18 protein-coding genes, 2 tRNA genes and 1 pseudogene are annotated in these 23224 nt (G+C 72.8%); 6 read left to right on the forward strand and 15 right to left on the reverse strand.

What is annotated here, in order from left to right; all coding sequences use genetic code 11:
- Positions 1-6: 6 nt before the first annotated feature.
- The 3 genes from AMK18_RS20020 to AMK18_RS20030 form a co-directional block, all read right to left on the reverse strand.
- Positions 7-2172 carry an ArnT family glycosyltransferase gene (locus AMK18_RS20020; protein ID WP_073863805.1) on the reverse strand — a complete coding sequence of 722 codons (2166 nt, stop codon included), beginning with the start codon at positions 2170-2172 and terminating at the stop codon, positions 7-9.
- Positions 2169-3563, reverse strand: a complete 1395-nt coding sequence (locus AMK18_RS20025; protein WP_239079383.1) for a bifunctional glycosyltransferase family 2/GtrA family protein — start codon at positions 3561-3563, stop codon at positions 2169-2171. The genes AMK18_RS20020 and AMK18_RS20025 overlap by 4 nt, the downstream gene beginning before the upstream one ends.
- 82 nt (positions 3564-3645) lie before the next feature.
- On the reverse strand, positions 3646-4479 hold the full coding sequence (locus AMK18_RS20030) for an MOSC domain-containing protein (RefSeq protein ID WP_073863807.1): 834 nt from the start codon (positions 4477-4479) through the stop codon (positions 3646-3648).
- A 126-nt stretch (positions 4480-4605) separates the two neighbouring features.
- Here AMK18_RS20030 and AMK18_RS20035 point away from each other — a divergent pair, with 126 nt between their 5' ends.
- Positions 4606-5301: an IMP cyclohydrolase gene (locus AMK18_RS20035; protein ID WP_073863808.1), complete on the forward strand. Its 696-nt coding sequence runs from the start codon at positions 4606-4608 to the stop codon at positions 5299-5301.
- Here AMK18_RS20035 and AMK18_RS20040 read toward each other — a convergent pair.
- From AMK18_RS20040 to AMK18_RS20055, 4 genes are all read right to left on the reverse strand, one after another.
- The gene (locus tag AMK18_RS20040; RefSeq protein WP_073863809.1) at positions 5248-6816 is read right to left on the reverse strand and encodes a sensor histidine kinase; all 1569 of its coding nucleotides are present in this window, start codon (positions 6814-6816) and stop codon (positions 5248-5250) included. The two genes, AMK18_RS20035 and AMK18_RS20040, sit on opposite strands and share 54 nt — an antisense overlap.
- A gap of 4 nt (positions 6817-6820) precedes the next feature.
- Positions 6821-7564 (reverse strand): response regulator transcription factor, encoded by a 744-nt coding sequence (locus AMK18_RS20045; RefSeq protein ID WP_073863810.1) that lies wholly within the window; start codon positions 7562-7564, stop codon positions 6821-6823.
- A gap of 77 nt (positions 7565-7641) precedes the next feature.
- Positions 7642-8517, reverse strand: a complete 876-nt coding sequence (locus AMK18_RS20050; protein ID WP_020207281.1) for an amidohydrolase family protein — start codon at positions 8515-8517, stop codon at positions 7642-7644.
- Positions 8518-8530: 13 nt separating this feature from the next.
- Entirely contained in the window at positions 8531-9445 is a 915-nt protein-coding gene (locus tag AMK18_RS20055) for a DUF2797 domain-containing protein (RefSeq protein ID WP_073863811.1), read from the reverse strand.
- 54 nt (positions 9446-9499) lie between these two features.
- Between AMK18_RS20055 and sigJ the strand changes: the two genes are divergently transcribed.
- From sigJ to AMK18_RS20070, 3 genes are all read left to right on the forward strand, one after another.
- Positions 9500-10441: an RNA polymerase sigma factor SigJ gene (gene sigJ / locus AMK18_RS20060; RefSeq protein ID WP_073863812.1), complete on the forward strand. Its 942-nt coding sequence runs from the start codon at positions 9500-9502 to the stop codon at positions 10439-10441.
- 114 nt (positions 10442-10555) lie between these two features.
- Positions 10556-11761: an NAD(P)/FAD-dependent oxidoreductase gene (locus AMK18_RS20065; protein ID WP_073863813.1), complete on the forward strand. Its 1206-nt coding sequence runs from the start codon at positions 10556-10558 to the stop codon at positions 11759-11761.
- A gap of 53 nt (positions 11762-11814) precedes the next feature.
- Positions 11815-12303 carry a hypothetical protein gene (locus AMK18_RS20070; RefSeq protein WP_073863814.1) on the forward strand — a complete coding sequence of 163 codons (489 nt, stop codon included), beginning with the start codon at positions 11815-11817 and terminating at the stop codon, positions 12301-12303.
- A 20-nt stretch (positions 12304-12323) separates the two neighbouring features.
- Here AMK18_RS20070 and AMK18_RS35270 read toward each other — a convergent pair whose 3' ends face one another.
- From AMK18_RS35270 to AMK18_RS20095, 5 genes and pseudogenes are all read right to left on the reverse strand, one after another.
- Entirely contained in the window at positions 12324-12587 is a 264-nt protein-coding gene (locus AMK18_RS35270; protein ID WP_338014066.1) for an ATP-binding protein, read from the reverse strand.
- A gap of 125 nt (positions 12588-12712) precedes the next feature.
- Positions 12713-13925 (reverse strand): annotated as a pseudogene (locus tag AMK18_RS20080) (helix-turn-helix domain-containing protein).
- 35 nt (positions 13926-13960) lie between these two features.
- Positions 13961-14338: a hypothetical protein gene (locus AMK18_RS20085; RefSeq protein WP_018101811.1), complete on the reverse strand. Its 378-nt coding sequence runs from the start codon at positions 14336-14338 to the stop codon at positions 13961-13963.
- A gap of 70 nt (positions 14339-14408) precedes the next feature.
- A tRNA-Arg gene (locus tag AMK18_RS20090) sits at positions 14409-14481 on the reverse strand.
- 161 nt (positions 14482-14642) lie between these two features.
- A tRNA-Ser gene (locus AMK18_RS20095) sits at positions 14643-14733 on the reverse strand.
- A gap of 199 nt (positions 14734-14932) precedes the next feature.
- On the opposite strand from AMK18_RS20095, the gene AMK18_RS20100 reads away from it, so the two are divergent.
- Together AMK18_RS20100 and AMK18_RS20105 are read left to right on the forward strand one after the other, a co-directional pair.
- Positions 14933-15391, forward strand: coding sequence for an SSI family serine proteinase inhibitor (locus AMK18_RS20100; protein WP_018101812.1), 459 nt, complete (start codon positions 14933-14935; stop codon positions 15389-15391).
- A gap of 212 nt (positions 15392-15603) precedes the next feature.
- Entirely contained in the window at positions 15604-19983 is a 4380-nt protein-coding gene (locus AMK18_RS20105) for a response regulator (protein ID WP_073863816.1), read from the forward strand.
- Positions 19984-20058: 75 nt separating this feature from the next.
- Here AMK18_RS20105 and AMK18_RS20110 read toward each other — a convergent pair whose 3' ends face one another.
- The 3 genes from AMK18_RS20110 to AMK18_RS20120 all read right to left on the reverse strand — a co-directional run bounded on the left by AMK18_RS20110 (position 20059) and on the right by AMK18_RS20120 (position 23070).
- Positions 20059-21708 (reverse strand): long-chain fatty acid--CoA ligase, encoded by a 1650-nt coding sequence (locus AMK18_RS20110; protein ID WP_073863817.1) that lies wholly within the window; start codon positions 21706-21708, stop codon positions 20059-20061.
- A 168-nt stretch (positions 21709-21876) separates the two neighbouring features.
- Positions 21877-22500: a SigE family RNA polymerase sigma factor gene (locus tag AMK18_RS20115; protein WP_018101815.1), complete on the reverse strand. Its 624-nt coding sequence runs from the start codon at positions 22498-22500 to the stop codon at positions 21877-21879.
- 258 nt (positions 22501-22758) lie between these two features.
- Positions 22759-23070, reverse strand: a complete 312-nt coding sequence (locus AMK18_RS20120; RefSeq protein WP_018101816.1) for a hypothetical protein — start codon at positions 23068-23070, stop codon at positions 22759-22761.
- Positions 23071-23224: the final 154 nt, after the last annotated feature.

A 23224-nucleotide genomic window follows, 5' to 3' on the forward strand; every position in this document is an offset into this window, starting at 1 on the left:
TGCGGTTCAGCTGTCCGTCGTCGGCTGGGTGAGGTCGTAGAAGGTGGCGCTGCCCGCCGTCACCTCCTTGAAGTTCTTCTCCACCCAGGAGGAGATCTGCGAGGCGGTGCCGCTTCCGCTGCCGCCCATGCCGCCTCCGCCCATGCCACCGCCCGAGACGAAGTAGTGGATGCGGCCGTCCTCGACGTACTTCTTGAACTGCGCGAGCGTCGGGGACGGGTCGCTTCCGTTGAAGCCGCCGATGGCCATGACGGGCTTCTCGGTGGCGAGTTGGTAGCTGGCGGCGTTCTGGGAGCCGATGGCCGCCGCGGCCCAGGTGTAGTCGTCGGCGTTCTTCTCCAGGAGCGCCTTGGCCTCGGAGCCGACGGACGCGCCGTTGAGGAGGCCGCCCATGCCGCCGGCTCCGCCGCGTTCGCCCATGGCGGGCGGGGTGCCGCGTCGGCCGTTCTGGGTGGGGGGTTGGGCCTGGTTCCGGCCTGTGCCCTGACCCGTCCCCTGGCCGGGCGGGGTGCCGGTGGGGGGCTGGCCCATGCCGGTGCCCTGCTGGTTCGTGCCCTGCTGGTTCGTGCCGCCCTGGCCCGGGGGCATCCCGCCGCCACCGCCACCCGGGCCGCCGCCTCGACCACCACCGCCGGGGCCGCCCATGCCGCCCGAGGACGGGCCTGCGGTGACGATGGAGCCCTGGTGGCCCGTGTTCAGGGTGCTCACGGTGTACGCGGCCGGCCCGGCGAGCGACGCGGCGAAGCCCAGAACGACCGCGACGAGGACCAGTTGGCGGCCCAGCCGGGCCGCGAGCAGCAACCCCACCGCCGCCACGAGGCCGGTGACGAGCACCGCCGTCCGCAGCCACGGCAGGTAGTCCGGGGTGCGGCCGAGGAGCACGTACGCCCAGTACGCCGTCATCGCGACGGTCGCGGCCAGCGCGGCGCCCGCCCACCAGCGGGCCCGCTCCTCCCACAGGACCGTGACTCCCATGCCGATCAGCGCGGCCAGATAGGGCGCCAGGGCCACCGTGTAGTACTGGTGGAAGATCCCGGCCATGAAGCTGAACACGGCGGCCGTCATCAGCAGCGAACTGCCCCAGGCGAGGAACGCCGCCCGCGCGGTGTCGGTGCGCTTCGCGCGCCAGGTCAGCCAGATCCCGGCGACGAGCAGGATCAGAGCGGCGGGCAGCAGCCAGGAGATCTGGGCGCCCACCTCGGAGTTGAACATCCGGCCGATGCCGGTCTCGCCCCACTGACCGCCGCCGCCCCGGCCGCCTCCGCCGCCGACGCTGCCGGTCTCCTCGCCGTTGATCCGGCCGAGCCCGTTGTAGCCGAAGGTCAGCTCAAGGAACGAGTTGTTCTGCGAACCGCCGATGTACGGGCGTGAGGAGGCGGGCCACAGTTCGACGGCCACCACCCACCAGCCGCCCGCGACGACCATGGCGAGCGCGGACAGACCGAGCTGGCCGAACCTCCTGCGTACGGGGACCGGCGCGAACACCGCGTACAGCACGGCCAGCGGCGGCAGGATCAGGAACGCCTGGAGGGTCTTCGACAGGAACGCGATTCCCACCGCGACGCCCGCCCACACCAGCCACTTCGTGCGGCCCTTCTCCATCGCGCGCAGCACGCAGTAGACGGTGACCGTCATCAGCAGCGCCAGCAGCGCGTCCGGGTTGTTGAAGCGGAACATCAGCGCGGCGACGGGCGTCAGCGCGAACACCGCCATGGTGATGAGCCCGGCGGCGGCACTGAACCGGCGGCGCACGGCCGCGTACAGCACCCCGGCCGTCGCGGCGGCCATCACCACCTGCGGGGCGAGGATCGCCCAGGAGCTGAGGCCGAAGACCCGCACCGACAGGGCCATGGGCCACAGGGTGGCCGGCGGCTTGTCGACGGTGATGGCGTTGGCCGCGTCGAGCGAGCCGAAGAAGAACGCCTTCCAGCTGCGGCTTCCGGCCTGCACGGCGGCGGAGTAGAAGGAGTTGGCGTAGCCGGAGGCGCTGAGGTTCCAGAAGTACGCCAGCGCGATGACGAGCAACAGGGCCAGGAAGGCGGGGCGCACCCAGGGCGCGTCCTCGGACCGGCCGCGCCAGATCCGGCGGGGCAGGGAGGCACCGGGCCTTGCGTGCCCCGGGGGCGTGTCCGGCCGGGCGGCCGGAGCGTAGGCGGGGTCGAGCGTGGTCATCGGACGTTCCTCGGGTCGGAGACGGTTTCGGCGGTGGGGGGTGCGGGAACGGCGGCGGGGGGCGTGACGGGGTGCACCGGGTTTCCCGGGCCTGCGGCCGGGAAGGGCGCGGCCGGTGCGGCAGCCGTCACCGGGTTTCCCCGCTCCCGGTCCGGGAAGACCCAGGCGCGGAACAGCAGGAAGCGCAGCACCGTCGCCGCGAGGTTCGCCGCGATGAGCACCGCGAGTTCGGTGCTGTGGGAGGGCGAGCCGGAGGCCGCGCCCAGGGCCGCCAGCGAACCGCTGGTCAGGGCGAGCCCGATGGCGAAGACCACGAGGCCCTGCGCCTGGTGACGGACCGCGCCGCCCCGGCCGCGTACCCCGAAGGTGAGCCTCCGGTTGGCGGCGGTGTTCGCGACGGCCGAGACGAGCAGCGCGGCCCCGTTGGCGAGCTGGGGACCGGCGCCGAGCCGGAAGAGGGAGTACAGCGCCAGGTAGAACAGCGTGGACAGGGCGCCCACGACGCAGAACCCGACGAGCTGACGGGCCAGCCCGCCCGGCACCCCGCCGATCGCCCGGTCGCGCGGATCGTCCCCGAAGGGCCGCGCAAGCCGGTCCAGCGGCAGCGCGCCGACGGCCAGCGCCCGCCCCACCCGCCACACGCCCTTCAGGTCATCGGTGGCGGTCCGGACGATGTGGACCGTGGAGTCGGGGTCGTCCACCCAGTCGACGGGCACCTCGTGGATGCGCAGCCCGGCCCGTTCGGCGAGCACCAGCATCTCGGTGTCGAAGAACCAGCCGGTGTCCTCCACCATCGGCAGCAGCCGCTGCGCGACCTCCCGCCGGATCGCCTTGAACCCGCACTGCGCGTCACTGAACCGCGCGGCCAGCGACGAACGCAGGATGATGTTGTACGCCCGCGAGATGAACTCCCGCTTCGTCCCCCGCACCACCCGCGAACTGCGCGCGAGCCGCGATCCGATGGCGAGGTCGGAGTGCCCGGAGATGAGCGGCGCCACCAGCGGGAGCAGTGCGTTGAGGTCGGTGGACAGATCGACGTCCATGTACGCGAGGACCGGCGCGTCCGAGTGGGTCCAGACGGTACGCAGCGCCCTCCCGCGCCCCTTCTCCTCCAGCCGGAAGGAGCGCACCCCCGGCAGCGACCGCGCCAGCCGCTCCGCCACCTCGGGCGTCCGGTCGGTACTGGCGTTGTCGGCGACGGTGATCCGGAAGGCGTACGGGAAAGTGCGGGCCAGGTGCTCGTGCAGCCGCAGCACGCACGGTTCGAGGTCCTTCTCCTCGTTGTAGACGGGTACCACCACATCGAGCACGGGCGCACCCGCCGCACCGCCCACGCCGGCGAGGAGGTGGTCCCGGGCCGGCAAGGTGCTCCAAGGAGTCTCTGTTCGCATGCCATCGACAGTCGCCAACCCCGCTGTCACGGCCATGTGCTGAGGCTGTGGCCCAGATGTGAGTGGTCCGGGGCTCCCGCGCTCAGAGCTCGGCGTCGCCCCACTCCGTGACGGCCACCTCGTCGCCGGCCGACAGCTTCCCCGGCGCGATCACGGAGAACTTGGCGCCGAACACGACGCCCCCGCTCGCCGCCCGCCGGTATCCGGCGAGGGTGCGCAAGGGCTCCGGACCCCGCCGCACGCCTGCCTCCTGCGCGACCAGGGTGACGGCACAGCGCACGGCGAGCTTCGCGTAACCCAGCTCGGCGTCACCGATGCCGACGCGGCGCGCCCGGTCCTCTGCGTGCGGTTCGCCCGCCCAGCCGCCGTCGACCACGATGTTCGGGCGGAACCGGTCCATCGGCAGCGGCGGGGCGCCCCGCTCGGCCATCCGCCGGTTGAGGAGGTCGAGGGAGGCGACGGAGAGCAGGTGCACGGCGCTGCTGTCGGCGTAGCCGGACGGTCCGGAGACCAGGCCCTCGGCGATCCGGTCGTGCTCCGGCGGCACCCGGACGAGACGGCTGGGGGTGCCGAGGACCTCCGAGAGCCAGCCGGCGGCGTCTTCCCCCTGATCGATGCCCCGGAACATCGCGCCGAACAGATCGACCTCCCGGCGCGGCCCGGACGTCGTCACATCGAGGCCCACCGAGCCGTGACCGTCCGCACCGAGGACGAGGCGGGCACCGTCGGGGCCGACAGTGGGCCGGATCAGGGCGAGGCGGGGATGCCGGCGCTGTGTGCGGAAGACCCCGTCCTCGCTGATGACCATGAAGCTCCGGTCGTGCGCGAGGCCCGCAGGTGTCAGGACCGCCTCGCTCATCGACGTACCCGCGCATCCCTTGACGGGATAACAGACGAGATCCACCACCCTGGCCACGCGCCCTCCTCGGGTCCACGACCACTATCCGGTCTTCCCTCCGCCGTCGGCGGCTCTTTCGCTTGGATGCCGTGGACAGCCTCGCGCGACGCGGGTACGCCATGGACGGACGGGGAATTGAGCGCAGTGAACGGTTTGACCAACATACTGACGGGCAACCGCTATCCCGGGCGCGGGGTCCTGTGGTGCAGGACCGGCGACGGCGACACGCTCGGCGCCTACTTCCTCACCGGGCGCAGCCCCGCCTCCCAGGCCCGCACCCTCCACAGCGCCGCGGACGGAACGCTGATCGTCGCCCCGTCGGAGCCGGGCGCACACGACCACCTGCGCCACTACGTCGCCGCCCGCCGGAGCGGCCGGTGGCTCGTCTACGGCAACGGCGAGCAGGTCGCCGCGGTCGCCGGCCGGCTCGACTCCGGAGAGGTACCCGCTCTGGCCCTGGACGGACTGGACTACGAACCCGACCCGCCGATCTTCACCCCCCGGCTGACCGTCGTCGCCGACGGCGGTCCGGGCGGACGGGCCTGGTTCGGCGCCGCACGGCACAGCGGCGGGAAGCGCACGGCCACCGACCGGCTGACCTTGGAGGTCGGCGGCCTGGAGCCCGCCGAAGGGGTGCTCATGACGACCTACCGCTCGGACAGCGACGGGATCAGGACCGGCGATCCGTTCGCCGAGGTCCGCGTCGCCGCTGGCGACCGCGACGGCCTTCTCGAAGAGCTGTGGACCGCCCTGCCGCCCGAACTCCGGATCGCCGCCGCGGTCTTCTCACCCGGCGCTCCGGCGAAGGCCGACATCCGTCAGGCGGCGGCCCGGAGCTGACACCGGGGTCCGGCGACCGTCCGCAGCCGTCCGCTCCGCGGGCAGCCGGACCGCGAACACCGTCTCCCCCGGCACCGAACGCACCTCCACCGCGCCGCCGTGGGCCGTCACCACCGCTTGGACGATCGCCAGGCCGAGGCCCGTCGAACCGGCGTTGCGGGAACGGGAGGCGTCGCCCCGGGCGAAGCGTTCGAAGACGTGGGGGAGGAGGTCAGGGGGGATGCCGGGACCGTCGTCCCGGATCTCCACGGTGACCCAGGGGTCGCCGGTTCCGGCCAGGACGCGGGCGGTGACCGTGGTGCCCGGCGGGGTGTGGGTACGGGCGTTGGCCAGGAGGTTGACCAGGACCTGGTGGATGCGGGTCGGGTCGGCGCGGACCGTCGCCGGGGCGTCCGGCAGCTCCAGGCGCCACCGGCGGGCGGGCTCGGCGCGGTCCGCCGCGCGGGCATCGCTCACCGCGTCCACGACGAGCGGCGAGAGATCGGTGCTCTCGTACGAGAGCGGGCGGCCCGCGTCCAGGCGGGCGAGCAGGAGCAGGTCCTCGACCATGCCCGTCATCCGCTGCGCCTCCGACTCGATGCGGCCGAGCGCGTGCCGGGTGTCCGGACCGGGGTCCTCCCTGCCGCGCCGGGTGAGTTCGGCGTAGCCGCGTATCGAGGCCAGCGGCGTCCGCAGCTCGTGACTCGCGTCCGCGACGAACTGGCGCACCCGTGTCTCACTTCGCTGCCGCGCGTCCAGGGCCGAACCGACGTGCCCCAGCATCCGGTTGAGCGCCGCGCCGACCTGGCCGACCTCCGTGCGCGGATCCGCCTCCGCGTCCGGGACCCGCTCGAAGAGGGCCACCTCGCCGCTGTGCAGCGGAAGTTCGGAGACCCGGGTCGCGGTCGCCGCCACCCGGCGCAACGGCCGCAGCGCCACACCGACCATCGCCGCGCCCGCGATCCCCGCCGCGACGAGCCCCGCACCGGTCACGCAGACCTCCACCAGGATCAGGGTGCCCAGCGCACGGCTCACCTCACTGGTGGGAATGCCGACGAGGACCGTGCCGCCGTCGTCCGTCGGCACCGCCCGCACCCGGTAGCCGCCCAGGCCGGGCAGCTCGACGTCGTGCGCATGGTCGTCCGCCGTGACACCGGCCTCCGTCACCGCGTCCCGCTGCGCGTCGGTCAGCGGTTCGGTGTTCTCACCGGCGTCGAACCCGCCGTCCTTCACGACGGCCGAGTCCGTGATCTCCCCCCGCTCGACCAACGCGCCGAACGTCTCCAGCGGCTGGCCGCCCATGCCGATGAAACCGAGCGGATCACGCTCCGGGGAGGTTTTCGGGCCCTCGGGCGAGGGAACACCCGGCACCCGCTCGGCCCGGACCGCTATGTCCCGCAGCTGGTCGTCGAGTTTCCCGTACATGTAACTGTGGAACGCGATCGCGGTCACCGAGCCGATCACGGCGGCGACGACGGCGATCAGGGTCACCGCCGAGACCACCAGGCGGGTGCGCAGGGTCCACGGCCGTCGCATCGCGCTACTCACCGGGCTTGATCAGGTACCCCGCCCCGCGCCGGGTGTGGATCATGGGCGAGCGGCCCGCGTCGATCTTCTTGCGCAGGTAGGAGATGTACAGCTCGACCACGTTGGCCTGGCCGCCGAAGTCGTAGTTCCAGACCCGGTCCAGGATCTGCGCCTTGCTGAGCACCCGGCGCGGGTTGCGCATCAGGAACCGCAGCAGCTCGAACTCGGTCGCCGTCAGGTGGATGTTCTTCCCGCCCCGGCTCACCTCGTGGCTGTCCTCGTCCAGCATCAGATCGCCCACGACGAGCTGCGACTCGCCGCGCGCCGCCGCCGCCGTCCCCGAGCGCCGGATCAGCCCGCGCAGCCGGGCCACGACCTCCTCCAGGCTGAACGGCTTGGTGACGTAGTCGTCGCCGCCCGCCGTGAGCCCGGCGATCCGGTCCTCCACGGAGTCCCGCGCGGTCAGGAACAGCACCGGCACGTCGGACAGTTCCCGCCGAAGCCTGCCGAGGACGGCGAGCCCGTCCATGTCGGGCAGCATCACGTCGAGGATCACCACATCGGGCCGGAACGCGCGGGCCGTACGCACGGCGGCCGCACCGTCGCCCGCGCTGCGCACCTCCCAGCCCTCGTAACGAAGCGCCATCGACAACAGCTCCGTGAGCGAAGCCTCGTCGTCCACGACCAGCACCCGCACGGGGGTGCGGTCCGGCCTGAGCAGTTCGGTACGCCCCTGGGGCGAGGTCGTCGTCGTCATGACGCCAGCCTCCGGGACGGCTCTGAGAGAGTTCTTTTCCGTTTCTGTGAATTCCCTGAGAAAGCCGCGCCGGGACCTCAGACGCCGAACAGCGCCTTCGCGTTGTCGTGGCAGACCGCCCGCAGCCAGTCGTCACCCAGGTCCAGACGCTCCAGGGCGTGCAGTTGGTGGGCGTACGGGTACGGGATGTTCGGGAAGTCCGTGCCCAGCAGCACGCGGTCGCCGAGGGCCGCGAGGCGGCCGAGCTCCGCCGTGGGGAACGGGCTGAACTCCTCGACGAAGTCCGTGAACGCCATCGTCGTGTCGAGCCTGACCTCCGGATACGCCTCCGCCAGCGTCAGGAACTCCGCGTACTCCGGCATCCCCATGTGCGCCACGATCAGCGGCAGCCGGGGATGGCGGGCGAGGACGCGGCCGATGGGACCGGGGCCGGTGTGCTTGCCGGGGGCGGGGCCCGAGCCGCAGTGCGTCACGACCGGGATGCCCGCCTCCGCGAGCAGCCCCCACACGGGGTCGAGCAGCGGGTCGTTCGGGTCGTACGCGCCGACCTGGAGGTGCGCCTTGAAGACCCGGGCCCCCGCCTCCACGGCCTCCCGCACATAGCGCCCGGCGTCCGGTTCGGGGAAGAACGTCGCGGTGTGCAGGCAGTCCGGCGTCCGCGCGGCGAAACCGGCCGCCCAGTCGTTCAGCCAGGCCGCCATCCCCGGCTTGTGCGGGTACAGCATCGACGTGAAGCGGAGGACCCCGAACGAGCGGAGCACCGCCAGCCGTTCCGCCTCCTCGTGCCGGTAGGCGATCGGCCACTCCAGACCGGTCAGCGGGCCCGCCGAGTCGAAGTACGCCCACACCTTGCGCAGGACCCGCTCCGGCATGAAATGCGTGTGTACGTCGATGAGCCCGGGCAGCCCGAGCCGCTGCCGGAACCGCACCACGTCGTCGTGATCGTCACCCATACGGGCGACCATCTCAGAACAGCCCGTCCTGCGCTGCCCCACCCCCCACCACGACGGCCGGCACGCTCACCCCGGCCGTGCCCGCCCCGGCCGCCGTCAGCGCCCAGCCGGTCATCAGCCGGGTGTCCACGATGACGAGGCCCTGCGGGCCCGCGTCCAGGTGGAGGTCCGGTCCCGCCGCCGCGACGAGCCTCCCCGCCACCGCGCCCCCGTCCACCAGACCGGCCACCGCACGGACCGGCCCGGACCGGGGTATCGCACCGGGGCCGGTCCCCGCCATCGCCCCCAGCCCGAACACCCCCGCGTGGTCCACCGCCGCGAACGGCAGCCGCTCCAGCGCCTCCGGCCGGCCGCCGCCCTCCAGGGCCGCCGCCTTCCCGTACAGCTCCGCAAGCTCGCCCGCCCGCTCCGCCGGGTCCGGGAGGGCCGCCCGCACCTCCCGCTTGCGGGCGTACGGAATGCGGTCCGGGACCCCGAGGGCCACCCGCAGCACCTCCTCGGCCCGGCGCGCCGCCATCAAGGGCCCCCGGCCCAGCCAGCTGAAGACCACCGCCCCCTGCTCCCGCAGCCGCGCCGCGCCCCGCTCCTCGCCGGTGATCCCGACCTTCACCATGCCGGGCCCGAACCACGCGAGGTACACCCGGTACGTGCGGGGGTCGTCCGGGATCGTGTCGGCGGCCACCGAATGCGCCCGGTCGAGCCGCCCGCACTCCGGGCAGCGGCCGCCCGTGGAGCCCGCCGGGACCACGGCACCCAGCGGGCAGGCGTTGCCCCGGGCCCCGGAGCAGCGCCGCTCGCCGGACGCCCGGAAGCCGAACTCCGTTCCGTACGCCAGGGCGCTCGTCCTCGTCCGCGTCCCCTTGCGCCAGCCCAGCGCGGGGCCGTCGGAGCCCTCGGGCCAGCGGAGGCCGGTGCACTGCCAGTCCATGTCCGCAGCGTACGGGCGGGCACTGACAACGGGGCCGGGGCTACGATTCCGGGCATGACGACCGTGCAGGACGTGGACCGGTTCGAGGCGGCCAGGCCCCGGCTGGAGGCCATCGCCTACCGCCTCCTGGGCTCGGCGAGCGAGGCCGAGGACGCCGTGCAGGACACCTACCTGCGCTGGCAGGCCGCCGACACCGGGAGGATCGAGGTCCCCGAGGCGTGGTTGACGAAGGTCCTCACCAACCTCTGCCTCAACCAGCTCACCTCCGCCCGCGCCCGCCGCGAGACGTACGTGGGCGCCTGGCTGCCCGAACCGCTGCTCGCCGGGGACCCGATGCTCGGCCCCGCCGACACGGTGGAACAGCGCGAGTCCGTCTCGTACGCCGTGCTCACGCTCATGGAGCGGCTGACGCCCGGCGAGCGGGCCGTGTACGTGCTGCGCGAGGCGTTCGGCTATCCGCACCGGGAGATCGCGGAGATCCTGGACCTGAGCGAATCCGCCGTGCAGCAGGTCTACCACCGGGCGAAGAAGCACATCGCCGACGGCCGGACGCGCACCGAGGTGGACGAGGCCGCCGCCCGCCGGGTCATCGAGGAGTTCCTGCTCGCCGCCGCGGGCGGCCGTACCGAACCGCTCGTGGAGCTGCTGACCTCCGACGCGATCTCCATCGGCGACGGCGGCGGGAAGGTGCCCGCGCGCGCCAAGGCATTCGAGGGCGCGAAGGCCGTCGCGACGTTCATGCGCGGCCTGCTCAAGCCGGGCAAGGCGAAGACCGCGATGACCGGCGGTTCCGTGGAACTGCACATGTCGTACGCGAACGGCGCCACCGCCGTCCTGGCGGTCGTCGGCGAACGCGTCATCGGCGTCATGTGCGTGGAGGTCACCCCGGAGGGAATCGCTTCGTTCCGCAACCAGGTCAACCCGGACAAGCTGGAACGCGCGACCCGGCAGTGGGCCGCGATGGAACACGGAAAGCCGCTGCTCACGGCCTTCTGAGCACTCAGTGACGCAGGTCACACCACACTCCTGTCAGGAAAGCGCGGGCTACCCGGTTCAAGGGTCGAGAAACCACCCCGCAGGGGCGAACCCGCGCGAGACAGGAGCAGGCACATGCAGCAGCACCGCATCATCGTCCTCGGAGCCGGATACGCCGGAGCCATCGCGGCGGGCCGCGTCGCCAAGCGGCTGCGCCGCGAGGACGTCAGCGTCACCCTCGTCAACGCGGAGCCCGACTTCGTGGAGCGCGTCCGCATGCACCAGCTCGCGGCCGGCCAGGACCTCAAGCCCCGCCCGTTCGCCGAGATGTTCGCCGGTACGGGCGTGGAGCTGAAGGTCGGCCGGGTGACCGCCGTGGACGTCGACCGCAAGGCGGTCACCGTCAGCAGCGCGGACGGCGAGGAGGAGCTGACGTACGACTCCCTCGTCTACGCCCTCGGCAGCGCCTGGAACACCCAGGGCGTCCCCGGGACCGCCGAACACGCCCACGAGATCGCGAGCCGCCCCGGCGCGCTCCGGCTGCGCGAACGGCTGGCCACCCTCGCACCCGGCCAGTCCGTGCTGATCGTCGGCGGCGGACTGACCGGCCTCGAAGCGGCGACCGAGTTCGCGGAGGCCCGCCCGGACCTCGACATCGCCCTCGCCGCGCGCGGCGGCCTCGGCGACTGGCTCTCGCCCAGCGGCCGCGCGCACGTCCGCAAGGTCTTCGACCGGCTCGGGATCACCGTCCACGAGAACACCGCCGTCGCGGAGGTCGGGGCCGGTTACGCCACCACGGCCGAGGGCACCTCGTACCAGGCGGCGGTCACCGTCTGGACGACCGGCTTCGCCGTCCACCCGCTCGCGGCGGCCACCGCCCTGGAGACCTCGGGGACCGGCCAGATCGTGGTCGACGCGACCATGCGCTCGGTCTCGCACCCCGATGTGTACGCGATCGGGGACGCGGCCCTCGTCGCGGGCCCCGGCGACAAGCCGCTGCGCATGTCCTGCGCCTCGGGCGTCCCCACCGCCTGGCAGGCGGCCGACGCCCTCGCGGCCCGCCTCGCCGGCACCAAGATCCCGTCCACCCCGCTGCGCTACTTCAACCAGTGCATCTCGCTGGGCCGCAAGGACGGCCTCATCCAGTACGTCACCGCCGACGACCGCGCGGTCAAGGCAGCGCTGACGGGCCGTATCGCCGCCATCTACAAGGAACTGGTCTGCAAGGGCGCCGCCTGGGGCGTGGCCAACCCGACGACCGGCATGCCGACCCGCCGCCGCCCAGTGGCGGTGTCCACCCCGCAGCCCGCAACGGCCCGGGTGGCGACCACGGAGCAGTGAGGGATGCGGGCTGTGCTGTAATCCCCCGTAAACACAGGGGGACGGGGACAAACATGGCTGCGAGGACCGTTCGGCTGGCAGGAGCACTCATAGGGGCGGCGCTCCTGCCGCTGACGGCCTGCGACGACGCCCCCGACGAGGACCGCACTACCACCGCGGTCCAGGCCGCGCGCAATTACCAGCAGGCCGGCCTGGACCAGGACTACAAAACGGTGTGCGAGTCCACCACCGAACGCTGGCGCCGAGCCCAGCACGCCCCCACGATCGCGGAGTGCGTCGACCTCATAACCACCCGCCGGATCGGCAGCACTGAGGGCATGCGGATCAGCACGGGCAAGCCGATCGACCTCCCCCCCTACGGCTCCCATCCCGCAGGCACCGGCATACGGGTGACCATCGGCCCCATAGGCAACGACATGTACGCCCACACAGCCCTCCGCCTCGTCCCCGATGACGACACCTGGCTCGTCGACCAGGCGGTCAACCTCATGGACGGCACAGACCCAACAGCCGTACGGGAAGCACTGAAGCGCAAGAAGTAACGGGCGTCGGCGCATCGAAACTACTCGTCCTCAGCAGCCTCACCGGGGGCCTCCGGCGCAGCCTCGGGGATCACGATGAAGTCCCGGCGGGCGTACCTCACGGAGTTGGCGACGAGTTCGCTCACGATCAGGGCGCAGTCGTCGGCCAACTCCTCCAAGCCCCAGCAGGACAGGGCGGTATCGGTGAAACGTCTGGCGGCAGCGGCGCTCTCCGGCTTGCGCGGCATCGTCTGGCTGTACCCGGGATGCCCGAGGGGGCGGGCCTGCGCTGTAGCTTGCGGCATGTCGGTCTGCTCTTTCAGATCGGCCGAGCCCCGGGGCCGGTCGCACGGCCGCCGGGGCACTGTCCGCTCATGTAAGCGACATGCGAGAAGGGGTTACAGGGGCGCTGCGTCCTACTTTCAGGACGCTAAGCGCAGACCCCAAGAAACTCGGCCAACGGCCGCAGCCCTGCCGGGTGGTTGGGCAGGGACCAAAGATCCCGCACGATGGCCACGGCCAGGGTGTGGTGCTGCATCCACGTCGGTGCCACCCGGCGCAGGGATTCGAGAGTCTTTACGGCTCCGGCCGCGTCTCCGGTGTCCGTGCGCGCCCGTGCCACGTCCAGAAGCAGCCACGTCCGCCAGGACGGCGGCGTGTCCTTGCTCAGCCATCCCCTTGGCCAGAGCCAGGGCATCCTGCGGGTGCCCGTACTGAACGGCCAGGCGAACACGCTCAATCCGCACGGAGGACGGGCTGAAGACGCTGACCATCCGGTTGTCACCACCCTCAGGCAGCTTGGCGACGCGCGCAGCCTCCTTCTCCGCCGCCCCCATCATCGCCGCCGCACGGTCGTAGTCCCCGCTCCGTGCGGCGGACGTGGCAGCGCTCATGGCCAGCGCTCCCCACACCTTCAGCCCGTCCACGGTGTCGAGTCGCCCCGCGCTGACCATCTCGTCAGCGGTACGCAGCACAATGCCCAGTGCGTCCTCCAGACGGCCCTGCCGCTGGTACGTCCACGCCGTGGAGTTGACGATCATCGGCACGAGCAGCGGATCGGCCGACTGCCCGGCCGCCTCTATCGCGCGCTCCAAACTAATGAGAGCAAGATCGGTCTTCCCCATCCGCACAGCAACATGCCCGGCAAGCTGAAGCGCCTTGCCCAGTACGCCGAAGCCGGCCCGTCGCACCTCCCCATCGGATGAAGCAGTGGCCGCACGCGCATCAGAAATGAGCTCTGGCAGAACCGTCATGACGGCGTCGAACTCGGCGGAGTGGTACTGCGTCCACCCCTCCGCGATCCGCTCACGCAGCCGATCCATCGAGAAGCCGTCCCCGGGCGGCTCCGGCTCCGGCCCCCAGAGCGCGGGCATGATGGCGCGACGCACCGCCACGAACCGCGGCCCGTCGTTCTCCCCCGAGGACGCAACAGCAGGCGGATCCCCGAGAAGCGTCGTGAGCTCCACGCCCAGACCGTTCGCGAGCGCGTGCAACGTAGGAAGGCGTGCCGACTGCTTCCGCCCCTGCTCAAGCTGCCGAATCACGTCAACGGACACATCCGCCCGCTCGGCCAGCTCTTCCGGCGTCACCGAGGCCAGCCGCCGCAACCGCCGCAGAGTCCGCCCCAGATCATCGTTCGCCACGCAGCCACGGTACGCGCGCGAGCCTCACCTGTGGCTCACCGATCAACAACCCACCGCGCATCAGCCGGCCAGGTCCCCGTCCCCACGACGCACTCCACGATCAGAAGCCCCTCCGCGAGGGGCACGGTGTCCTGGTCCGGGTACTCATCGTCCTGGCCGTTGGCCAGGACGAACCCGTCGCTCTCCCCGTCGGCCCCGGGGTCAACGGCGTGCTCCCCGGGATCGCCCTCCCCGTCGAGCAACATCACCATGGCCCGTTCGCCATTGGTCACGAAGGCCAGCAACCGCCCGCGCGAGCTGCGCAACCACGTCTCCAGTTGCCCGCCGTCCGCCCTGGCCCGCAGGGCCGGAGAAACGGCCTCGCTCGAAAGGGAACGGGAACCGTCATCGTCAATCACCCAGGACTCGATCACGGCCCCGACGATCTCACGCGGACCGCATACGCAAGAGGCCCCGGATTTCTCCGGGGCCTCTCACCTGCTGTGCACTCGGCAGGATTCGAACCTGCAACCTTCTGATCCGTAGTCAGATGCTCTATCCGTTAAGCTACGAGTGCTTGTGCTTCCGGGGTTTTTTCTGCCCCGTCGGCGTTGCGAGAACAACATTACATGACCTGCGCCGGGACGCGAAATCCATTAGGCGCACCCGGCCTGAGCTGGGCAGATGCCGAGGAACGACCGAAGCCCCGGTCCTGGGGACCGGGGCTTCGGTGTGGTGCGGAGGCGGAGGGATTTGAACCCTCGATGGGGTGTAAGCCCCAAACCGCATTAGCAGTGCGGCGCCATAGACCGGACTAGGCGACGCCTCCATCCGCAACGCCCGCGCGAGCGCGAGTGGTGCGTGCAGATGATGACACAGCTGCACGCCGCGCCACCAATCGCGGCCTACGGTACTAGGCGGTCGGCCGCGAGGGCAAAGCGGTTGCCGTGCGCAACGCCGGGGCGCGTCGCGCGTTAGGCAGGGCGGGGGCGCCGCCCCCGCAGGTTCTTCCGCCACAGGAGTCCGCCATGATGCGCCGTCTCGCTCTCACCGCTGTCGCGTCCCTCGCCGCGCTGTCCGCCGCCGCGCCCGCCGCCACCGCCGCGTCCGGGCCCCTGCCGCTGCCGCTGTCCCTGCCGCTCCTCCAGGACGACGGCGCGGGGACGCGGCTCACCGTGGTCGTCGCCGGGTCGGGGAACCCGGAGGCAGACGGCAGGTACGAGCTGGAGTGCGGGCCGGCCAGGGGAAGCCACCCGGTCGCGGCGCAGGCGTGCGAGCGGCTGGATCAGCTGGAGGGGGAGGGGGCAGACCCCTTCGCGCCGGTTCCCCGGGACGCGATGTGTACGCAGCAGTTCGGCGGGGAAGCCACCGCCCGGGTCACCGGCACCTGGCACGGCCGCCACGTCGACGCCTCGTTCCGGCGGACGAACGGGTGCGAGATCGCCCGGTGGAACGGTCTGCGGCCGGTCCTGCCGAACGTGCGGTGACCGGGCCCGAGGCCCCTCGGCGGGCCGGCCGCGGAGTGCGAGGCGACTCGGAGCCGTACAACGTACGCACCAAACCTTGGTGAGAGCTCCCCCTCATCCGCAGCCCCACGCCCCTCCCCTGCCTTTAGACTCCTTCAGTGACAGCCTGAGGCCCGAGGGGCAAGATGGGGCCGCTGTCGGCAAGGTGCAGTAATCAGGGAGGAAGCGTCGTCGTGAGCAGCAGGCCATCCCGAGGCGCTGCTCGCCTCGCAGCCATACTCGACGCCCTTCCGGACGGGCTTCTGCTCGTCAACTGCAACGGTACGGTCGTCAACGCCAACACCATCGCCCTCGAAATGTTCGAGTCGCCGGGCACCGCGCTCGTCGGCCGCGGGCTGCTCGATCTGCTGCCGGAGTTCGACTCCAAGCTGATCCCGGGGTCGATGCGCCGGCCCGAGGCTGCGGACGAGCGGGGCCGTACCAAGCCCACGCGCATGATCGCGCGGCGTACCGACGGCAACGAGTACCCCGTCGAGGTGACCAGCGCCAGCCTGGAGGACGGGCAGGCGGCCTACAAGGACGTCCAGGGCTCGTACGGGGGCAGCTACACCGGTGACGAGCTGCTGATGCTCGTCGTGCGCGACCTCTCCGGCACCGTCGACACCGAGGCCGAGCTGGCCCGCTCGCAGCGCCAGACCGAGATGATCCTGCGCGCCGCCGCCGAGGGTGTCGTCGGTACGGACACGGACGGCCGGGTCGTCCTCGTCAACCCCGCCGCCGCGCAGATCCTCGGCTTCCGGGCCAGCGATCTCGGCGGCCAGGAGCTGCACCCGCTGATCCTGCACTCGCGCGCGGAGGGCGAGCCCTTCCCGTACGAGGAGTCCCCCCTCGCCGACACGCTGAAGTCGGGACGCAAACACCGGGTGCGCGGGCAGGTTCTGTGGTCCAAGAGCGGGGAACAGGTGCCGGTCGACCTGACCACCGCCCCCGTCCGCGACGGCGACCAGCTCGTCGGCGCCGTGATGACGTTCACCGACCGCCGCCCCTACGAGGAGCTGGACAAGCGGCGCAAGGACGAGACCGCCGAGCTGACCGCGAGCCACACCGCCGCGGTCACCGAGCTCACCGAGCGGCACACCGCCGAGCTCGCCGCCCTCAAGGAGGCGCACGCCGCCGAGCTGGCCGACCGCACCGAGCGGTACGCCTCCGAGCTGGAGGAGCAGTCCGAGCGGCTGACCGACCTCACCGCCCGGCACACCCAGCTCACCGCCGTGCTCGGCGAGTCGCTGCGCGGCCCCCTGGAGGAGCTGCGTGGTGAGCTCTCCGCGCTCGCCGCCGACCCCGCCGGTCAGCTGTGGCCCGAGGCGAACCAGATCCTGCACCACCTGGCCGCGGGCTATGCGCGCATGACGACGCTCATCGACAACGTCCTCGGCTACCAGCGCCTCGACGCCGGTGCCGAGGCACTGGTCAAGACGCGGGTGCTGCTCGACGGGGTCGTCACGGCCGGGATCGACGCCGCGGTCGAGCTGATCGGCCCCGGCCGAGCCCAGTTCGCGGTGCACGCCCCGCCGATCGAGGCCGAGGTCGACGCCGGACGCCTGGTGACCGCCCTCGCGCACCTCGTCGCGGACGTCGCCGGCGTCGACTCGACCGGCAAGGCCCGCCTCGTGCCCGGTGGCGGGTACGTCGACTCCACCGTCGTGGTCGCCGCCGCCCAGCGCGGTGACGTCGTACGCATCGAGGTGCGCGGACCGTTCGCCGGGGGAGACCCGGTGCACGTGCCCATCGTGAGCGGCATCGTCCGCGCGCACGGCGGTGTGCTCCAGACGCACGAGATGCCGGGCATGAGCGGCAGTGCGTACGTACTGGAGGTACCGATCGGCGCGGGTGCGGGGACCGTGGCGCCTCCGGAGCCGCCCGCACTGCCGCAGGTGGAGGCCGCTCCTCTGGTGGCGCCCGCGTCTCTTCCCCTCGGGGAGGCCGGTCATGCGGACCCGGCGCCGGTGGTGTCGGACGCGCCCGAGGCGGGAAGGGGGCGGCGCCGTGCGCGGCGTTCCTCCACCGACGCCTTCCTGGACAGCCCCGTGGGCGGCTCCGACGGCAGCGGCGAGCTGGAAGCGGCCCCCGGGGACACCGGCGCGGCCGCGCCGACCGGGCGGCGGCGTGCGCGCCGTGCCGCCCCCGCGCCCGAAGCCCCGAACGAGCTGATCCCCGCCCAGCAGGTCACCGAGGGCTCCGGCCGCCGTCGCGGGCGCCCCAGCCCCGCCGAGACGGGCGCCCCGGGCCAAGCCCTCGCGCTGCCCGCGGCCGCCCCGTCGGAGGGGTCCGTGGTGACCGCCGCCGAGGGTGCGCAGGGTGGGCGGCCGCAGCTCGGGCAGACGGTGCCCCCGCAGGGCGTTCCGGCCGGGGCGCAGGTCCCGGTCGCCGCCGGCGGACACCGGGGGAACGCGGGTGACGAGGGCCGCCTCGCCCTTCCCCCCGTGGTGAACGCCGTCGAGTCCACGGCACCCGCCGCCTTCTCGAACCTCGAAGACGCCGGACGTCCGGCTCCCGCCCCGGTGGGCCCCTCGCCGGAGCTGCCCGCCCCGGCACCGCAGCCGACCGGGCGACGCCGCCGCGCCCTGGCCGCCGCCCAGGAACGGGCCGCCGCCGCCGAGGCCGGACCGCGCGTCCCCTTCGCCCTCCCGCCCGCCGACGCGGACCGGGCGGTCCCTGCTGCCGGGGGGCCGGACGGGTCCCTGGGCGCGGGGGTCGAGGGTGCGGTCGGGGTGCCGGGTTCTGCCGACGCGCTTGCGGGCGCCGATTCGGGTTCGTATGACGTCGGCGTGGGTACGGACGAGGCCGCTGCGGGCGATTCGTACGGCATCGGTGCGGGTACGCGTGCGGCCGGGCCCGCCGCGTTCCAGCCCGGGACCGGGCTGCCCGGTGGGGCGGAGGCCGCCGCCGGCGCCCCCGCCGCCACCCCGTCCGACTCCCCGGCCGGGACGCCGGAGCACGCCCCCGTGCCGCCGCAGGCCCAGCCCGCCCCCACGGGTCGGCGCCGCGCCCGCCACGGGGACACGGGGTCGCAGGAGGCGCAGACCGCACCGGCCGCGCAGACCGCACCGCCCGGCCCGGCCGCCGAGACCGCGCCGCCCGCCCCCGACAGCCCCATCGCCGACCCCAGGCTCGGCACCCCGGGCGCCCCCTTCGCGCCCGCCCGGCCGGAGCAGCCCGGCGGCCCGGCCGATGTGCCCGCACCGGCCGCGCACCCCGGCGGCTGGGAGGACGACGACGCCTCCGGCCAGGGGCCCGCCGCACCCGCCGCCCCGCCGGAAACGCAGAGCACCGGCCGTACGACCCACACCACCGGCACGGCCGCCCCCGGCGCAGCCGCACCCGCCGGCCCCCCGGCCCGCCCCCGTACGCTGGCGCCCGCGCCCGACGCCCGGCGGCAGCCGCTGCCCGCCGAGGCGCCGATGCCAGGGGGCTCGGACTCGACGCAGGGGCGCGCGTTCAGCGTGCGCACGCTGGGGCAGGGCGTGCCGTTCGCCCAGCACATCGCCCACCAGCAGAACCAGACCCTGGGCGGCAGCAGCGTCGGCCGCCGTCGCAAGCTGGCCGCGCCCCCGGAGCCCGAGCCCGCCCAGGACGAGCGCCCCGCGCCGCCCGCCCCGGCTCCCGCCCCCGCACCCCCGCAGCCCGCGCCCGCCGCCACACCCCCCGCCCCCACCGTGCACGGTCAGGGATCGGGGCAGCTGCTCTCCGCACCCGCCGCCGAAGGGCGCGCGTACGCCATCGGGGCGCCCGACGAGGGCGCGGCCGAGGGCCCGGAGCCGCTGGACGGCCCCGGTGGCGCCGTCGAGGTCGCCAACCGCCCGTCCCCGCAGCCGGTGGACGACGAGCTGCCCCCCGAGCCGCTGGACAACCCGCGCCGACTGCTCGTCTGGCCCGCGCCCGACGTCTCCACGCAGCAGGCGCTGAGCGACCGCGGCTACCGGCCGGTGATCGTGCACTCGCGCGAGGAGGTGGACGCGCAGATCGCGGCGTTCCCCGCCGCGCTCTTCGTAGACCCGTTGACCGGGCCCATCACCCGAAAGGCGCTCCAGTCCCTGCGGCAGGCGGCGGTCGCCGCCGAGGTGCCCGTCCTGGTGACCGCCGGTCTCGGACAGGCGTCGCGGGAGGAGGCGTACGGTGCCGACCCCGCCGTACTCCTGAAGGCGCTCGCGCCGCGCGACAGCGAGCAGCACCCGCCCCGCGTCCTGCTGATCGAGGAGCACCAGGACATCGCGGCGGCGCTGACGGAGACGCTGGAACGGCGGGGCATGCAGGTGGCGTGCGCCGCGACGGACAGCGAGGCCGTGGCGCTGGCGACCCGGATGCGGCCGAATCTGGTGGTGATGGACCTGATGCAGGTACGCCGCCGCCGGGCCGGGATCGTGGACTGGCTGCGCGCCAACGGACAGCTGAACCGCACCCCGCTGGTCGTCTACACCTCGGCCGGTATCGACGAGGCGGAGCTGCCTCGCCTCGGCTCCGGCGAGACCGTGCTGTTCCTGGCGGAGCGCTCCACGAGCGACGAGGTGCAGTCCCGCATCGTCGACCTGCTCGCGAAGATCGGCACGAACTGACCGGCGTACCGAGGCATACGACGAGGGCGGTACGGGAACACACCCGTACCGCCCTCGCCCTGTCCCTACAGGGGCTCAGAGCTGCGTGATGTCCAGCTCGCCCTGCGCGTACTGCTTGCGGATGACCTTCTTGTCGAACTTCCCGACGCTCGTCTTCGGCACGGACGGGATGACCGACCACCGCTCCGGCAGCTGCCACTTCGCGATGCCGGACTCGGCGAGGAACGCCCGCAGCGCCTCGTAGTCGGCGGTGGCGCCCTCCTTGAGGACGACCGTGGCGAGCGGACGCTCACCCCACTTGTCGTCCGGTACGGCCACGACGGCGGCCTCCGCGACGTCCGGGTGGGCCATCAGCGCGTTCTCCAGCTCGACGCTGGAGATCCACTCGCCACCGGACTTGATGACGTCCTTCGCCCGGTCGGTGAGCGTGAGGAAGCCGTCCTCGCTGATCACACCGACGTCACCGGTCTTCAGCCAGCCGTCCTCGCTGAACTTGTCCGCGGGCCGCAGCGCCTCGCCGTCCGCGCCGCCGTAGTACGCACCGGCGATCCAGGCACCGCGCACCTCCAGCTCACCGGCCGACTCGCCGTCCCACGGCAGATGCTCGCCGGCCGGGCCGACCAGCCGCGCCTCGACGCCCGCCGGGAAGCGGCCCTGGGTGACGCGGTAGGGCCACTCCTCCTCCGGGGTCAGTCCGGCGGGCGGGTTGGCCATGGTGCCGAGCGGCGAGGTCTCCGTCATGCCCCAGGCGTGACAGAGACGGACGCCCAGCTTGTCGTACGCCTCCATGAGGGAGGGCGGACAGGCGGCGCCGCCGATCGTGACGTTGGCCATGGACGTGAGGTCGCGCGGGTTGGCGGTGACCTCGGCGAGCAGGCCCTGCCAGATGGTGGGGACGGCCGCGGCGTGCGTCGGGCGCTCGCGCTCGATCATGTCGGCGAGCGGGGCGGGCTGGAGGAAACGGTCCGGCATCAGCATGTTGACGCCCGACATGAACGTCGCGTGCGGCAGGCCCCAGGCGTTCACGTGGAACTGCGGAACGACGACGAGGGTGGTGTCCTTGTCGGTCAGACCCATCGACTCGGACATGTTGACCTGCATGGAGTGCAGGTAGATCGAACGGTGCGAGTAGACGACGCCCTTCGGGTCCCCCGTCGTGCCGGAGGTGTAGCACATCGCGGCGGCCTGGCGCTCGTCCAGCTCCGGCCAGTCGAAGCTGGTGGGGCGGCCGGCGAGCAGCTCCTCGTAGTCGTGCACGCGCACCGCCGCGCCGTCCAGGACGGAACGGTCACCGGGACCCGAGACGATCAGGTGTTCCACCGACGTCAGCTGGGAAAGCAGCGGCGCGATGAGCGGCAGCAGGGAGCCGTTGACGATGACGACCTTGTCGTCCGCGTGCTTGACGACCCAGACCAGCTGCTCGGCGGGAAGGCGGAGGTTCAGCGTGTGAAGGACGGCGCCCATGGACGGGATGGCGAGGTACGCCTCCACGTGCTCCGCGTTGTTCCACATGAGCGTGGCAACACGCTGATCTGCGTCGATGCCGAGTTCGTCGCGCAGGGCGTTGGCGAGCTGGGTGGCGCGCCGGCCGACCTCCGCGAAGCTGCGCCGGTGCGGCTCCGGCTCTCCGGTCCAGGTCGTGACCTGCGACTTCCCATGAATCGTCATCCCATGCGTCAGGATGCGGGTGACAGTCAGCGGTACGTCCTGCATGGTGCTGAGCACGGCGTCCTCCCGGTGGGCGCTACGCGGCAGTAGGGTTCCGCTGATTCTGCGCACATACCGCTTGGTATGTCACTACTTCCGGGGGTACGAATCGGTGTCGCCCCGCAATGTCACACCACCCGGGACCGGGCCGGATCACCCTGTTCCGCCGCTGCGGGAGGCCACCGCTCAGCGGTCCGAGGTCAGCTCCGGGTCCTCGCGGAGCTTGCCGAGCGCCCGCGAGACCGCGCTCTTGACCGTGCCGACGGACACCCCGAGGACCTCGGCGGTCTGCGCCTCGCTCAGGTCCTCGTAATAGCGGAGGACGACCATCGCCCGCTGGCGGGCCGGCAGCTTCAGGACCGCGCGCCACATCGCGTCGTGCAGCGACTGCCGCTCCGCGGGGTCGGGGCCGGGAACGGCCTCCGGCTCGGGCAGCTCGTCGCAGGCAAACTCGTCGACCTTGCGCTTGCGCCACTGCGAGGTCCTGGTGTTCAGCAGGGCCCGGCGGACATAGCCGTCGAGCGCACGGTGGTCCTCGATCCGGTCCCAGGCGACGTACGTCTTGGTGAGCGCGGTCTGCAGCAGGTCCTCGGCGTCGCTCGGATTGGCGGTGAGCGAGCGCGCCGCCCGCAGCAGCACCGGACCGCGCGCCTGCACGAACGACGTGAACGAGGGGTACGGGAGGTGCGGCACCGCCGAGGTGCGCGCCGTGTGCGCGGCGCGGCCGGAGGCGCCCGGCGTGCGCGCAGACGCGTACGTGCGTACCGGTGCGGCTCCCCTGTGGGTGCCCGTGCGGACTGGCGTGGTCATGCCTCCACGCTAGGAGCGGGGCCCGCTGCCCAAATCGCCCCCAGGTCCCGAAACCGCGTCCGCCTCAGGGTGTAGGACCGGGGCCCCCTCCACCTCCTGAAGGTGGAGGGGCAGGTACCTGCGGCGTCGGGGTCACCCCTGAGGCCGAGGGCGCGAACGGCGGACGGCCCGCCCGCGCGCCGGAGTGGCGTACGGACGGGCCGTCGGGTGCGCCCGTCGCGGCCCGGCCCCCCGACCGGGCCGCGAACGGAGCGGCGGTCACCAGAGGTTCGTGAAGTTCACCGCCAGGTTGTGCGTGGACTGGTCGATGTTGGTGAAGGCGGACCCGTTCACCTGCGCGGAGGTGCTCTGGTTCGACGCCCCGGACCCCGTCGCCTGCTGCTGCGAGGTCGAGGAGTTGCCCGCGTTGTCCCGGCCGACCCCGCTGCCACTGATCGTGGCCACGCCCGCGTTCGATCCGCTGCTCGCGAACGAGCCGTTGTCCGCCTGGGCCACTCCGCCGAGGAGAACGGCGGCCAGCGGCAGCGCGGCAACAACGGCGAGGACACGAGCGGTACGGATGCTTGCCATGTCTGTTCCTCCAGGAACCGGAAGTAGGGCTGAGGCTGAACCCGGGCCGGCGGCCGACCCGCCCGGTGTGCTGATCACGACGTCGCGGACCAGAACTGCCCACCGCCACCCCGGCGAACCACCCACAGCTTCCGGTTCCCTCGCAAGCGTGAGG

Origin of the sequence: Streptomyces sp. CB01249, from assembly GCF_001905735.1 — a bacterium.
Classification (GTDB): Bacteria; Actinomycetota; Actinomycetes; order Streptomycetales; family Streptomycetaceae; genus Streptomyces.